This is a genomic window from Dorea sp. AF36-15AT, from assembly GCF_003477705.1.
GTDB classification, from domain to species: domain Bacteria; phylum Bacillota; class Clostridia; order Lachnospirales; family Lachnospiraceae; genus Claveliimonas; species Claveliimonas ammoniilytica.
Map to the genome: position 1 here is coordinate 109,310 of NZ_QUDV01000001.1, position 15,620 is coordinate 124,929.

12 protein-coding genes are annotated in these 15,620 nt (G+C 44.1%); all 12 read left to right on the plus strand.

The genetic code is table 11. The annotated features are described in order from the left end of the window. Positions 1 to 16: 16 nt before the first annotated feature. The 12 genes from uvrB (at position 17) to DWZ93_RS00550 (ending at position 15,609) form a co-directional block, all read left to right on the plus strand. Positions 17 to 2,008 (plus strand): excinuclease ABC subunit UvrB, encoded by a 1,992-nt coding sequence (gene uvrB / locus DWZ93_RS00495; protein ID WP_118451665.1) that lies wholly within the window; start codon positions 17 to 19, stop codon positions 2,006 to 2,008. 57 nt (positions 2,009 to 2,065) lie between these two features. Beyond that, positions 2,066 to 4,906 (plus strand): excinuclease ABC subunit UvrA, encoded by a 2,841-nt coding sequence (uvrA, locus tag DWZ93_RS00500; protein ID WP_118451666.1) that lies wholly within the window; start codon positions 2,066 to 2,068, stop codon positions 4,904 to 4,906. Between the two features lie 177 nt (positions 4,907 to 5,083). Continuing rightward, complete coding sequence (locus DWZ93_RS00505; RefSeq protein WP_118451667.1) at positions 5,084 to 6,073, plus strand: rod shape-determining protein; 990 nt, start codon at positions 5,084 to 5,086, stop codon at positions 6,071 to 6,073. A gap of 20 nt (positions 6,074 to 6,093) precedes the next feature. Next, positions 6,094 to 8,310, plus strand: coding sequence for an SF1B family DNA helicase RecD2 (recD2, locus tag DWZ93_RS00510; RefSeq protein WP_118451668.1), 2,217 nt, complete (start codon positions 6,094 to 6,096; stop codon positions 8,308 to 8,310). Beyond that, complete coding sequence (locus tag DWZ93_RS00515) at positions 8,307 to 9,053, plus strand: ComF family protein (protein WP_243061038.1); 747 nt, start codon at positions 8,307 to 8,309, stop codon at positions 9,051 to 9,053. Before recD2 ends, DWZ93_RS00515 begins: the two co-directional genes overlap by 4 nt. Positions 9,054 to 9,121: 68 nt before the next feature. Beyond that, positions 9,122 to 9,532, plus strand: a complete 411-nt coding sequence (locus DWZ93_RS00520) for a hypothetical protein (protein WP_118451669.1) — start codon at positions 9,122 to 9,124, stop codon at positions 9,530 to 9,532. A 2-nt stretch (positions 9,533 to 9,534) separates the two neighbouring features. Continuing rightward, positions 9,535 to 10,803, plus strand: coding sequence for a hypothetical protein (locus tag DWZ93_RS00525; RefSeq protein WP_118451670.1), 1,269 nt, complete (start codon positions 9,535 to 9,537; stop codon positions 10,801 to 10,803). Positions 10,804 to 10,863: 60 nt separating this feature from the next. Next, a complete protein-coding gene (gene cdaA / locus DWZ93_RS00530) occupies positions 10,864 to 11,757 on the plus strand; it encodes a diadenylate cyclase CdaA (RefSeq protein WP_118451671.1) in 894 nt (297 codons plus the stop codon). Next, positions 11,729 to 12,991: a CdaR family protein gene (locus DWZ93_RS00535; protein ID WP_243007143.1), complete on the plus strand. Its 1,263-nt coding sequence runs from the start codon at positions 11,729 to 11,731 to the stop codon at positions 12,989 to 12,991. Before cdaA ends, DWZ93_RS00535 begins: the two co-directional genes overlap by 29 nt. A 4-nt stretch (positions 12,992 to 12,995) precedes the next feature. Further along, positions 12,996 to 13,259 (plus strand): HPr family phosphocarrier protein, encoded by a 264-nt coding sequence (locus DWZ93_RS00540; protein WP_118384412.1) that lies wholly within the window; start codon positions 12,996 to 12,998, stop codon positions 13,257 to 13,259. A 21-nt stretch (positions 13,260 to 13,280) separates the two neighbouring features. Next, positions 13,281 to 14,195, plus strand: coding sequence for a nucleotidyltransferase family protein (locus DWZ93_RS00545; protein WP_118451672.1), 915 nt, complete (start codon positions 13,281 to 13,283; stop codon positions 14,193 to 14,195). A 379-nt stretch (positions 14,196 to 14,574) separates the two neighbouring features. After that, entirely contained in the window at positions 14,575 to 15,609 is a 1,035-nt protein-coding gene (locus DWZ93_RS00550) for an acyltransferase (protein WP_118451673.1), read from the plus strand. Positions 15,610 to 15,620: the final 11 nt, after the last annotated feature.

Sequence of the window (15,620 nt, forward strand, 5' to 3'; positions counted from 1 at the left end):
GATCAGGAGAAATCATATGGATCATTTTGAATTAGTATCTGAATATCAGCCAACTGGGGATCAGCCGAAAGCCATCGCAGATCTCGTGGCAGGTTTTAAAGAGGGGAATCAGTGCCAGACATTGCTTGGCGTCACCGGATCCGGTAAGACATTTACCATGGCGAATGTCATTCAGGAATTGAATAAACCAACGCTGATCATTGCGCATAATAAGACATTGGCTGCACAGTTATACGGAGAGTTCAAAGAGTTCTTTCCGAATAACGCAGTGGAATATTTTGTCTCCTATTATGACTACTACCAGCCAGAAGCATATGTTCCATCCTCTGACACATATATTGCGAAGGATTCAGCGATCAATGATGAGATTGACAAATTGCGTCATTCAGCGACAGCGGCACTGTCTGAGCGGCGGGATGTCATTATTGTAGCCAGTGTTTCCTGCATCTATGGTCTGGGTTCGCCGATTGACTATAAAGATATGGTGATTTCTCTGCGCCCGGGCATGGAGAAGGATCGGGATGAGATGATACGTAAGCTGATTGATATTCAGTATACTCGTAACGAGATGGATTTTCATCGAGGTACGTTCCGTGTGCATGGAGATGTGGTAGAGATATTCCCGGCAGGATCAGGAGAATTGGCGGTTCGCGTGGAGTTCTTCGGAGATGAAGTGGACCGGATTACGGAAGTGGATGTGCTAACCGGAGAGATTAAGCGAGATCTGAAGCATATTGCGATATTCCCGGCTTCTCATTATGTCGTGTCCAAGGAGAATATGGAGCGTGCGATCACAGCAATTGAAGCGGAGCTGGAGCAGCAGGTGCGTTATTTTAAGGGCGAAGATAAGCTGTTAGAAGCACAGAGAATAGCGGAGCGTACGAACTTTGATGTTGAAATGATGAGGGAGACAGGTTTCTGCTCAGGAATTGAGAACTATTCGAGACATTTGACGGGACTTGCACCGGGACAGCCACCGCATACATTGATTGATTACTTTCCGGATGATTTCGTTATGATGATTGATGAGTCGCATATGACGGTGCCGCAGATAGGCGGCATGTATCACGGCGACCAGTCCAGAAAACGGACGCTGGTGGATTATGGATTCCGTCTGCCGTCAGCACTGGATAACCGTCCGCTTAGTTTTGAAGAGTTTGAGAGTAAGATCAATCAGGTTCTGTTTGTATCTGCTACACCTGGCAAATACGAAGATGAGCATGAACTTCTGCGCACAGAACAGGTAATCAGACCGACGGGTCTTCTGGATCCGAAGATTGATGTGCGTCCGGTAGAAGGCCAGATTGACGATCTGGTCGGTGAGATTAAGAAAGAGACAGATAAGAAGAATAAGATATTGGTAACAACGCTGACCAAGAGAATGGCAGAAGATCTGACAGATTATATGCGGGAACTTGGTATCCGTGTCAAATATCTCCATTCAGATATTGATACGCTGGAGCGTTCGGAGATCGTGCGCGATATGCGTCTGGATGTGTTTGATGTATTGGTCGGTATTAATCTTCTGCGAGAAGGACTGGACATTCCGGAGATTTCACTGGTGGTGATTCTGGATGCAGATAAAGAAGGATTCCTGCGTTCCGAGACATCGTTGATCCAGACGATTGGACGTGCTGCAAGAAATTCCGAGGGTCATGTGATCATGTATGCAGATACGATCACAGATTCTATGCGAAAGGCATTGGATGAGACCGAGCGTCGACGCAGTATCCAGATGAAGTACAATGAAGAGCATGGTATCACACCGCAGTCTATTCATAAGGCAGTCAGAGATCTGATTACGATTTCCAGAAAGGCAGCATCTGCGGAGATGCAGATAGAAAAGGATCCGGAGTCGATGAGCAAAGCAGAACTGGAGAAGCTGGTAGGGGAAGTGACCAAGCAGATGAGGAAAGCAGCAGCAGAATTGAACTTCGAGGCAGCGGCAGAGCTGCGTGATAAGATGACAGAGCTGAAGAAACAGCTACTGGACATGGATGAAACATAGAATAAGTATAGAATAAACTAAAAATAAATCATTGAATTAGTAACAAAGGAGCATGTTATGTCGGATAAGAATAAAAAATATATTCGTATACGGGGAGCCAATGAGCATAATCTCAAGAATATCAGTCTGGATATTCCAAGAGACGAGCTGGTGGTTCTGACAGGACTGTCGGGATCCGGTAAGTCTTCGCTGGCATTTGATACCATTTATGCAGAAGGACAGCGCAGATATATGGAGTCGTTGTCATCTTATGCCAGAATGTTCCTGGGACAGATGGAGAAGCCGGATGTGGAAAGCATCGAAGGACTTTCGCCGGCAATTTCAATTGACCAGAAGTCTACAAATCGTAATCCTCGTTCGACAGTAGGTACTGTGACAGAGATATATGATTATTTCCGATTATTATATGCGAGGATTGGTATTCCACATTGCCCGAAATGTGGAAAAGAGATTAAGAAGCAGACGGTTGATCAGATGGTCGATCAGATCATGGAGATGGAGCAGGGAACCAGAATTCAGCTGTTGGCACCGGTGGTACGAGGACGGAAAGGTACGCATGTGAAGCTGCTGGAGCGTGCAAAGAAGAGCGGATATGTCCGTGTGCGGATCGATGGCAGTATGTATGAATTGTCGGAAGACATTCAGCTGGATAAGAATCTGAAGCATAATATAGAGATTGTTGTAGATCGTCTGGTGGTAAAGCCGGGGATTGAAAAGAGATTGACGGATTCGGTGGAGAATGTTCTGCATCTTGCAGAGGGACTGATGACAGTCGATGTGATTGGCGGAGAACCGGTGAATTTCAGCCAGAGCTTTTCCTGTCCGGATTGTGGTATCAGCATTGAAGAGATTGAACCGAGAAGCTTCTCATTTAACAATCCGTTCGGGGCCTGCCCGGAGTGTTCCGGACTTGGATATAAGATGGAATTTGATGCTGATCTGATCATTCCGGATAAGAGCCTGAGTATCAATGAAGGTGCAATCACAGTCATGGGATGGCAGTCTGCCAGCAAGAAGGGCAGTTTTACCAGAGCCATACTGGAAGCACTTGCGGAAGAATATCAATTTTCACTGGATACGCCGTTTGAGGAATATCCGGAGGAGATTCAGAATATACTGATTCACGGTACGAATGGTAAGAATGTGAATGTGCATTATTTTGGACAGCGCGGAGAAGGGTTCTACGATATTGCATTTGAAGGTATTGTTAAGAACGTAGAGCGCAGATATCGTGAGACTTATTCGGAAGCATCCAAGGCAGAGTATGAAGAATTTATGCGGATCACACCTTGCCGTGCATGCAAGGGACAGCGCTTGAAGCCAGGAGCACTTGCGGTAACGATTGGGAATCATAATATTGCAGAGATTACATCATTTTCGATTGAGGAACTGGCTAAATTCCTGGATAATCTGGAGCTGACCAGTCAGCAGCATATGATCGGTGACCAGATATTGAAAGAAATACGTGCGAGACTGCAGTTCTTGCTAGATGTAGGATTGGATTATCTGACGCTGTCGCGTGCAACCGGAACGTTGTCCGGAGGAGAAGCGCAGCGAATCCGACTGGCAACACAGATTGGCTCCGGCCTGGTAGGTGTGGCATATATTCTGGATGAACCAAGTATCGGTCTGCATCAGAGAGATAATGATAAATTGCTTGGAACACTGAAACACCTGCGGGATCTGGGTAATACGGTAATCGTGGTAGAACATGACGAGGATACTATGTTTGCAGCAGATCATATTGTGGATATTGGACCTGGTGCCGGAGAACATGGTGGTGAAGTGATCGCAGAAGGAACGGCAGAGGAGATCATGCAGGTGCCGGAATCTATCACAGGCGCATATCTCAGTGGTCGGATTCGTATACCGATTCCGGAGGAGCGCAGGAAACCAACAGGATGGCTGAAGATCGTAGGTGCACAGGAGAATAACCTGAAGAATATTGATGTGAAGATTCCGCTGGGAGTCATGACGTGTGTAACCGGTGTGTCAGGATCAGGTAAGAGCTCGCTGGTCAATGAGATCCTTTACAAATATCTGGCGAAGAAGCTGAACCGTGCCAGAACAATTCCGGGAAAGCATAAAAAGATAGAAGGTGTGGAGCAGTTGGACAAGGTGATCAATATTGATCAGTCACCAATTGGTCGTACACCGAGATCCAATCCGGCAACTTATACGGGTGTGTTTGATCAGATCCGTGACCTGTTTGCAGCAACACAGGATGCCAAAGAACGAGGCTATAAGAAAGGGCGTTTTAGCTTCAATGTAAAGGGCGGACGATGCGAAGCATGTTCCGGTGACGGTATTCTGAAGATTGAGATGCATTTTCTGCCGGATGTGTATGTTCCGTGTGAAGTGTGCGGTGGCAAGCGCTATAACCGCGAGACACTGGAAGTACATTATAAAGGCAAGAGTATTTATGACGTGTTAAATATGACGGTAGAAGAAGCATTGACTTTCTTTGAAAATGTACCATCCATCCGGAGAAAGATTGAGACGCTGTATGATGTGGGACTTTCCTATCTGCGTCTTGGACAGCCATCGACGACATTGTCCGGAGGTGAGGCACAGCGGATCAAGCTGGCTACAGAGCTCAGCAAGCGCAGTACCGGTAAGACTATTTATATTCTGGATGAGCCGACGACGGGACTGCATTTTGCAGATGTGCATAAGCTGACTGAGATTCTGAAGAGGCTGGCATCCGATGGTAATACGGTTGTGGTGATCGAGCACAATCTGGATGTGATCAAAACGGCAGATTACATTATCGATATCGGGCCTGAAGGCGGTGCAAAAGGCGGTACAGTGATCGCAGAAGGCACGCCGGAAGAAGTTGCACTGAATCCGGTATCTTATACAGGTAAATACATCGACATGATGTTGAAGAAAGGATAAACCTGAAAAAAAGACTTTTCAACAGACACAAAGTTTACTATAATGTCATTGTTGACAGATTTCATGAATAAGAACGAATGATAAAGAGGTATAATAAGTAGAGTTACTTATTATACCTCTGTGCATAAATGTAGTGGCTGGTTCAGGAAGTAACCGGATGATGAAAGGGGAACAGGAATGGCAGTTGAAATCGGAATTGATTTGGGGACCGCAAGCGTTCTGGTGTATGTGAAGGGGAAGGGCGTAATATTAAAAGAGCCTTCCGTAGTAGCATATGACCGGGATACCAACAGCATCAAAGCAATCGGAGAAGAAGCCAGACTGATGCTTGGCAGGACGCCGGGGAATATTGTGGCAGTGCGTCCGCTGCGTCAGGGCGTGATTTCTGATTATACAGTGACAGAAAAGATGATCAAATATTTTGTACAGAAAGCAATGGGCAGGAGAGCTTTCAGTAAGCCGAGAATCAGTATCTGTGTGCCGAGTGGAGTGACAGAAGTAGAACGCAAGGCAGTTGAAGAGGCGACCTATGCAGCAGGAGCTCGTGAAGTCAGACTGATCGAAGAACCGGTGGCTGCTGCAATCGGTGCTGGAATCGATATTTCCAGACCGTGCGGCAATATGATCGTAGATATCGGAGGCGGTACGGCAGATGTGGCGGTTATCTCGCTGGGTGGAACTGTGGTTAATACTTCTATTAAGATTGCCGGAGATAACTTCGATGATGCGATCGTGCGCTATGTGCGGAAGAAGCATAACCTGCTGATTGGGGAGCGTACAGCAGAAGATATTAAGATCAAGATCGGATCAACATATCCGCTGGTAGAGGAAGAGTCTATGGAAGTGACAGGACGGAATCTTATGACCGGGCTTCCGAAGACGGTGACGGTAACATCTGCGGAGACCGAGCAGGCATTGAAGGAGCCGGTTGGGCAGATTGTAGAAGCGGTTATCAGTGTGCTTGAACGTACACCACCGGAACTTTCAGCAGATATTCTGGATCGTGGAATTGTGCTGACCGGAGGTGGGGCAATGCTGCGAGGACTGGAAGAACTGATTGAAGAACGAACCGGAATCAATACTATGACTGCAGAGAATCCTATGACAGTTGTAGCCATCGGTACTGGACAGTATGTGGAATTTATGAGCGGACGGAATGAAGGATAAAAGCAGAGAAAAGCGGTTATATGGAAGAAATCAAAGGATATGTAGAACACATCGTATATCGGAATGAGGATAATGGATATACGGTATTTAATCTGAATAACGAAGATGGAGATCTGACCTGCGTGGGTACATTTCTCTATATTGAAGAAGGTGAGCTGCTGAAGCTGACAGGCGAATATGTGAATCACAGCCTGTACGGACTGCAGCTTTCCGTGTCTGAATCAGAGGTCTGCGAACCGGAAGATCTGATGTCGATCGAGCGATATCTGGGCTCAGGGGCAATCCGTGGAGTCGGCGCTGCACTGGCAGGGCGGATTGTACGAAAGTTTAAAGAAGATACATTCCGAATTATAGAGGAAGAACCGGAGCGGCTGGCAGAGGTCAAAGGCATCAGTGAGCGCAAAGCAAGAGAGATCGCAGAGCAGGTAGAAGAGAAGAAGGATATGCGTCAGGCAATGATCTATCTGCAGAAATATGGCATTTCTACGACGCTGGCAGCAAAGATTTATCAGTATTATGGCAATGGGATTTATCGTGTGCTGGAAGAGAACCCTTACCAGATGGCGGATCATATCAGTGGTGTGGGATTCCGAACTGCGGATGAGATAGCGAAGAGAATCGGTATTCATACGGATTCCGATTACCGGATCCGCAGTGGAATATTTTATACATTGCTTCAGGGAGTGAATGCAGGGCATATTTTCCTGGATGAGGAACTTTTGGCACGCAGGGCAGGACAGCTGCTGGAAGTGGATCTGGAGCATATTGAAAAATATCTGATGGATCTGTCTATGGAACGCAAGGTGATTCTGAAAGAAGCAGACGGCGTGAAGCGAGTATATCCATCGAATTATTATTACATGGAAATGAATACAGCGAAGATGCTCCATGATCTAAATGTTACCTATGATGTGAGTGAAACAGGAGTATTGCACCGACTGGCACAGATTGAGGAAAATATGGATCTGCCGCTGGATGAGAAACAGCGGGAAGCGGTTGTTGAGGCGGTACGTCATGGAGTATTTGTGCTGACCGGAGGACCGGGAACAGGTAAGACAACGACAATCAATGCCATGATCCATTATTTTGAAAGTGACGGAGCGGATATTCTGCTGGCAGCACCGACCGGAAGAGCAGCAAAGCGTATGACGGAGACAACCGGATATGAAGCACAGACGGTACACCGTCTGCTGGAAGTCAGCGGTAACCCGGAGGATGAAGAACAGAAAAACGGCTTCAGCCGGAATAGGGATAACCCACTGGAAACAGATGTGATCATAGTAGATGAGATGTCGATGGTGGATCTTCCGCTGATGCATGCACTCTTATCGGCTGTGTGCGTGGAGACGAGACTCATCCTGGTGGGAGACCGGAATCAGCTTCCATCTGTGGGACCGGGAAGCGTGCTGAAGGATATTATTGCGTCCAAATGTTTCCCAGTAGTGAAACTGACGCGTATTTTCCGTCAGGCAGGCGAGAGTGATATCGTGGTAAATGCTCACAAGATCAACCGCGGAGAACCTGTGATTCTGGACAATAAGAGTCGTGACTTTTTCTTTCTGAAGAGGCAGGATGCCAACACGATCATCAGTGTGGTGCTGACATTGATCCAGAAGAAATTGCCAAAATATGTAAATGCAGAGCCATATGATATCCAGGTGTTGACACCCATGCGGAAAGGTTTGCTCGGGGTAGAAAGGTTAAATGGTATTCTGCAGGAATATCTGAATCCTCCATCACCGTCCAAAGCGGAAAAGGAATATGGTGATAAGAAGTTCCGTGAGGGCGATAAGGTCATGCAAATCCGCAATAATTACCAGATTGAGTGGGAAGTATGCACCAAATACGGTATGACGGTGGATAAAGGCCTGGGTGTGTTTAATGGTGATATGGGCATTATCCGGGAGATTAATACATATGCAGAGACTATGACGGTAGAGTTTGATGAACACAGACAGGTAAGCTATTCCTTCCAGTCGCTGGATGAACTGGAACTGGCTTATGCGATCACCATTCACAAGTCTCAGGGAAGTGAGTATCCGGCGGTAGTAATTCCGCTGCTTCAGGGACCGAGACAGTTATACAACCGCAATCTGATTTATACAGCAGTAACCAGAGCAAGAAAATGTGTGACACTGGTAGGCAGTGAACAGGTCTTTGCAGACATGATCCAGAATAATAACGAGCTGAATCGTAATTCGAGCCTGGCAGAGCAGATCAGGGAGTTCTGCCTATGAGAATACGAGCACTTATTTCTAAAACTATTTCTAATATTACAGTCTTTACAGATAAAATCATGGTATTCCTGTTTCCTAATACCTGTCCGTTTTGCGGTAAGGTATCGGAGGCGGGAATCTGTGGTGCGTGTAGAGCAAAGCTTCCTTATGTGAGGAATCCATATTGTATGCGCTGTGGTAAGCCAATTCGGCGTGAAGAAGAGGAATACTGTTACGACTGCAGCAGGCACTCGCATTATTATGAGAGCGGCAGGGCGGTCTGGCAGCATGTGTCAGTGGTGCGCCCGGCAATCTATCAATTCAAATATCATAATCGACGGATATATGGCTGTGCATTTGCCCGTGAGATGGTACGTGCATATGGCAGAACAATACGTAAATGGCAGATCGCCATCATCATCCCAATACCACTCAGCAAAAGCAGAAGACGGAAAAGAGGATATAATCAGGCAGAAATCCTGGCAAAAGAGATTGGCAGACTTATGGACATTCCGGTAGATACAGAAAGCCTTATCCGTAATAAAAATACAATTCCACAGAAAGTTATGGACGCGCGGGGACGGCGGAAAAATCTGCAGCACGCATTTGCCTGGAAGGGAATGAAACTGCAGGGAGTCAACGTGTTGCTGATCGATGACATTTACACGACAGGAAGTACAATCGACGTGGCGGCGAAGACGGTAAGACTTGCTGGCGCTGAGAAAGTGCATTTTCTGACGGTAAGCATTGGACAAGGTACATGATATTTGGTATACTGAATAATGATGTTTAGAAATAATAATAACTAAGTGTAGAGATAATGAGGTGCAGAATGTTAGATGAGAAAAAAGTCAAGCTGATGACAAGAATGGCTCTCTATGAGGAACAGCAGGGGAGAGAGGATCTGAAGGTCAGTGCTTACTATAGAAAAGACTATACCAGTCTGCATACGCTGGCGACTATTTTGTGGGTAACGATAGGATATGTATGCCTGGTCGTACTTCTGGGAATCAGTGTGTTTGATAAGTTGATGGAAAAGATGTCTGTCGGCATGATCATTGTTACAGCAATTGCGATCGTAGCAGCGTATCTGGCAATTATAATTGCATATGCAGTATATACGCATGTTACCTGCAATAACCGACACAAAGAGGCAAGGGCGAGAGTGAAGTTATATAATCATGATCTTGCCAGACTTCTCAATTTATATAAGAAGAAAGATATGAAGAAGGAGAACAGATAGTTATGGAAAGCGTATTAGAACTGAAAGGGAAATTACAGAATGTCTATGCACAGTATTCGACATACATAGATAAGGTGGTACGCTTTGTACTGGCGTTTGTGGCGTTCTTTATGATTAATCGGGAGATAGGTTATATGCATATGCTGGCGAATCCAGTAGTTGCATTGGGGCTGGCTGTGATATGCGCTTTTCTTCCGCCAATCTTCACACTGGTAGCAGGAGCGGTACTGACGATGGCACATGTCTATAGCGTATCCCTGGGCATGCTGATCGTGACAGCACTTCTGTTTGTGATCATGTATGTATTCTATCTTCGATTCGCACCAAAGACAGCGATCGTGATATTAGTAGTAGTGACAGCATATATTGCTAAGGTTCCGGCAGCTGCATTGGTGGCATTAGGTCTGCTTGGCACACCGGCATATGCAGTTCCGGCAGCACTTGGAACGATTGCGTATTATATGATTCACCAGGTGAAAAAGTCGGCAGCGGCAATTCAGGCTGCAAAGAGCAGCAGCTTTGTAAATGATATGATCAAATTTGCCAAACAGGCAGTTTCCAGCAAAGAAATGTGGCTGATGGTGATCGCCGGCATAATCTGTATTATACTGGTATATACCATTCGTCGTGCAGCGATGGCACATGCATGGAAAGCCGCAAGCGTGGCTGGGGCATTGGCGTATCTGATCGTGGCAACAGCAGGCGGTTCTGTACTGAGTGTAAAGACTTCTACAACAACACTGTTCGTAGGGGCAGTTGTAGCGGTAGTGATCGGACTGGTTCTGGAAATTATATTCTTTGCAGTAGATTACAGCAAATGCGAATCCCTGCAGTTTGAAGATGATGAGTATTATTACTATGTAAAAGCAGTTCCGAAAGTGGGAGTAACTGTTCCAGAGAAGACAGTACAGCAGATCAACAAGCGTGAAGAATATCCTTCTGAGACAGAAGTGATTGATGCAAAGGAACTGCGTAAGAAGACACAGCAGCATGCACAGAAAGATGCTGCGAAGAAGCATGTGAGAAAAGAAACTCCAAGTCATGCGGCACAGGAACCAGTCAGACATGCCAAGAAACAGCAGGCAGGACAGGAACGTAAGCAGGCAAGACCAAGAAAGACAGTGGACAGACAGCAGCCGAATCCAAAGAAGGCAGCAGTTAAGAGAAAACCGTCTCCACAGAAGAGACAGTTATCCGATGCGGATACCGAGCATCTGCTTCTGACACAGAGTCTCGAGAAAGAATTGAATCTGAATAAAGATAATAAATAAAAGATATAAAAGAAGCAGCACAGGCAGACAACAAGTTAAGAAGAATGGGGAGGTGACAGAATGGCGCAGAGAATATCGCAGTTTTTTGAACAATATGTAAAAGGCATTTATTTTCCGGAATTGCGTTTCACGGACATTCTGGAAATCCTGATCATTACATTTCTGATCTATCAGATTATGGTATGGATCAAGAATACCAAGGCGTGGATGCTGATGCGTGGCATTCTGGCACTTGCGGGATTCATACTGGTGGCAGCCATTTTACAGATGCATACGATCCTGTGGCTGGCAAAAGAAGCAGCAGCAGTTATGGCTGTGGCGGCAGTGGTCGTCTTTCAGCCCGAACTCCGACGAGGTCTGGAGAAGCTGGGCGAAAAACAGATGCTGACATCCATGCTTCCGTTTGATTCCAAAGAACGAGTGCGGTTCAGTGATGAGACAGTTGACGGTATCGTGCGTGCTGTATTTTCCATGAGCAAAGTAAAAACAGGAGCACTGATCGTAGTAGAACAGCTGATCCAGCTGACAGAATATGAGAGTACCGGTATTCAGATGGATTGTCTGATCTCCAGCCAGGTACTGGTCAATATATTTGAGCATAATACTCCGCTTCATGACGGAGCTATTATCGTGCGGAACGACAGGATCGTGGCGGCAACCTGTTACCTGCCATTGTCTGATAACATGGAACTGAGCAAGGATCTGGGAACCAGACACCGTGCGGCAGTCGGTATGAGTGAAGTCAGTGATGCCATGATTGTAGTGGTATCTGAGGAGACCGGAGGAGTATCTGTAGCACAGGGCGGCAGACTTTCCAGAAACCTGACGGAAGCAGAACTGAGAGAGCGCTTCCATGCAATCCAGCAACGGAAGCATTCTAAGAATCCGGCGAACATTCTGGTAGAAAAACTGAAGAAAGGAAGGCATGATGATGATAAAAAAGCTGAAAAATAATTTTAGCCTGAAGCTGTTAGCCTTCCTGTTTGCATTTATGCTGTGGCTGATAGTGGTCAATATTGACGATCCGGTAATGACTAAGACATTTACGAACATACCGGTTACAGTAGAACACTCCGAGATATTGACGGAACAGAATAAGACTTATCAGATTGTAGACGACACGCAGAATGTAAGCGTAGTAGTTTCAGCAAAACGTCGGACACTGAGTAAGATTAAGGCGAGTGACATTGTTGTTACAGCGGATATTAAGGAAATGTATCTGAATACACAGATTCCATTGGAAGTAACGGTAAATGGATATGAGGGCAGCTGTGAAGCAACGGCAAGTCCGCGTAATCTGCAGATACAGATCGAGGATAATGTAAGCAAGACCACATATATTACACCAGTGGCAAGCGGTCAGGTACGAAGTGGTTATGTGCTCGGCAAGCTGACAGCTGATCCGGAGACGGTAACGATCAACGGACCAAAGTCTCTGGTGGAAAAGATCAGTAAGGTAGAGGCTGAAGTTAATGTGTCCGGACTCTCAGAGAATACCGTGCTGGATTCTGCGCTGGTATTGTACGATGAGAACAATAACGTGATCGACCAGTCAAGGCTGGCAAACAACTTGGGTAATGTAGGTGTGAGTGTATCGGTAACATTGTATCGGACAACGACGGTACCTGTGAAGGCGGATACATCGGAAATTGAAGTAAAAGAAGGATATTCCATTTCCAATGTGAAGCTGGCTCCGGAAGAGATAGAGATTGCGGGACCGGAAGATGCTTTGGCAAAGGTTAAGAGTATAGATATTCCTGCGGAAGAATTCAGTGGTGAAGCCATTGATTCCCGCACAGATTATACGATAGATATTAGCAAATATCTGCCGGAAGATATCGAACTGGCAGACAGTAACGCAAGTTCGGTGATTATTACAGTAACACTGGAAAAAGACGGAACCAAGAATTTTGAGCTTCCGGTTGGATCTATTACAGTGAAAAATCTGGATGAGAACCTGCGCATGAGTTATAACAAAACGGATAATCTGGAAGTACATGTAAAAGGATCAAAGGAACAGTTGGATACTCTGAACATTGAGCAGATTGCAATCATTGATCTGGCTGAATATACAAAAGCAGGAACCTATAAAGTGCCAGTACAGTTTAAGCTGCCGGATGGATGTACGCTGACAGAAGATGTTGAAGTAGAACTCGTGCTGGAAGAGAAAGATAGCGGAGGAAATTAAAAGTATGATTACAAAAAAAGTAAAGATCACCAATCCTACGGGACTTCATATGCGTCCTGCCGGAATCTTCTGCAACAAAGCATCTGAGTTTGAATGCAGTGTCAGATTTCGTTATGACAATACGATGGCTAACGCAAAAAGTGTACTCAGTGTACTTGGTGCATGCATTAAAAGCGGAGATGAAATCGTGCTCGAGTGTGAGGGACCGGATGAAAAAGAAGCAATGGAAGCAATGGTAAAAGCAATTGAAGATGGTCTGGGAGAATAAACCAGACAGAGAGAGGTACAAATGAGTAAAGTAACACTAGTCGTCATGGCAGCAGGAATCGGAAGTCGGTTTGGCGGCGGTATCAAACAGCTGGAGGCAGTAGGACCAAACGGTGAGATCATTATGGATTATTCCATTTATGATGCACTGGAGGCGGGATTTAATAAGGTTGTATTCGTAATCCGTAAAGATCTGGAAAAGGATTTTAAAGAGATCATCGGCAGACGTATGGAGAAGCTGGTAGAAGTAGAATACGCTTATCAGGAGCTGGATGATATCCCGGAGCGTTTCCAGAAGAAGACAGAAGGAAGAAAGAAGCCGTGGGGAACCGGTCAGGCAATCCTGTGCTGTAAAGATGTGGTAGATGAGCCATTTCTGGTAATCAATGCAGACGATTATTATGGAAAGGAAGCTTACACAGAAGCATATGCATATCTGACAGGAAGAAAAGATGATAATGCGTATGAAGCGTGTATGGTAGGTTTCGTACTGAAGAATACTTTGAGCGATAATGGCGGTGTAACCCGTGGTGTATGCAAGGTAGATGAACACCGCATGCTGTCTGAGATCATAGAGACATCCAATATTGTCAAGACAGCTGAAGGTGCGGCAGTGCAGACAGAGGACGGAGCAGTGCCAATCGATGTGGAATCAGAAGTCTCTATGAACATGTGGGGATTATCACCGAAGTTCTTTGAGGTGTTGGATAAGGGGTTTGATGAATTTCTGGAGAAGTTGGATCCGGAGAATCTGAAAGGTGAATACCTTCTGCCGACGATCATCGGAGATCTGCTGAAAGAAGGCAAGATGAAAGTCGAGGTACGGAAATCTCATGATGAATGGTTCGGTGTGACCTATAAAGAAGATAAGCCGGATGTTGTGGCGGCTATTCAGAAGCTGATTAAAGACGGAGTATATCCGGAGAAGTTGTTTTAAGTGAAGAAGGAATAAGGGCTTTGACGCGGGCGTCAAAGCCTTTGTGGTACAAAAGATTATAAATTATATTATATGTCAGAGAATTTTATGTGTCACAAAATGTGAAGTAAAATATTGATGAAAATGTTGTGAATTTGATTTGATGGTAAAGAAAAATAGAATTGTGTTGCAGAAAAATTTCGAATCTGAAAGTTATAATAGTTATTTTATAAATATTATTGTGTACGGTAAGTATATGATATGCATATGCTATGCTATTATCGTGTTGTAAATGAATTAAAAGCATATAGCAATTCTATATATAATACATTGAGAGAAACACTAGCATTTAATTATAACAATAAAAATAATTATAGAGATTTTGGAGCAGTTTAGAGATATGGAAAAATCTAGAAAAATATATATCGATATAATAAAAATAGTAGCAATTTTGTTAGTTATTTTTAATCATACAGGGGAAAGTGGATTCTTAGCATATCAAAAACAAGGAAATATATATATCCAAATAATAGAAATGTGCATTACTTCATTTTGTAAAATAGCTGTACCATTATATTTTATGTGTTCAGGGGCATTGTTACTTGGAAAAAATGAGGATATAAAAGAGTTACTCAGGAAAAGGGTATTAAAATATATAATAATAATTATTATATTTACAGTTTTATATTATATCATACTATCGTTTCGTGATGGCGGTGAAATTGATATCAACTGGATTCTTAGAACAATATATACGAGTACGACCTTTAGCTTTTCGGGTGCATATTGGTTTTTATATGCGTATATTTCGTTTTTGATAATGCTTCCATTGCTAAAAATTATAGCGCAAAATATTACAGGGGAAGTACTAAAATACATACTTGGTATTTATGCTGTTTTTGGTGGGATTTTACCAATTTTTGAAAAATTTATGGGATTAGGAGGGATTGCCATATCAATCCCTATTGTATCGTATCAGACAATTTTTTATCCACTATTAGGTTATTGTATTGATCAAAATCTGATTATAGAAAATGAGACAAAGGAACAAAAAATAATAGGTCTTATGGCATTAATATCTATTATAAGTAGTGTAAGTCTAACGCTAATAAGCTTTAAACATGGAGAGGTATCAGAAACTTATTATACATTATTAGGCGGATTTGTAACAATTTTTACGTTTTTCATGATGAAAAAAATATGTGAAAAAAGGCAATACAAATTTGGAAAAAGAAAAAAAGAAACTATTAGATGGATTAGTAATTGTACATTTGGAATCTTTTTGTTACATGGATATGCATTTATGACAATAAATGAAGTTTTGAATCAGAATAGGTATTATGAGGCGTGGATTAAAGTAATATGTGTTTTTGTGATGAGTTTATTGGCTACAAGTGTATTAAAGAAAATTCCTGTTATAAATAGATTTATATGAGAAATGTCCCA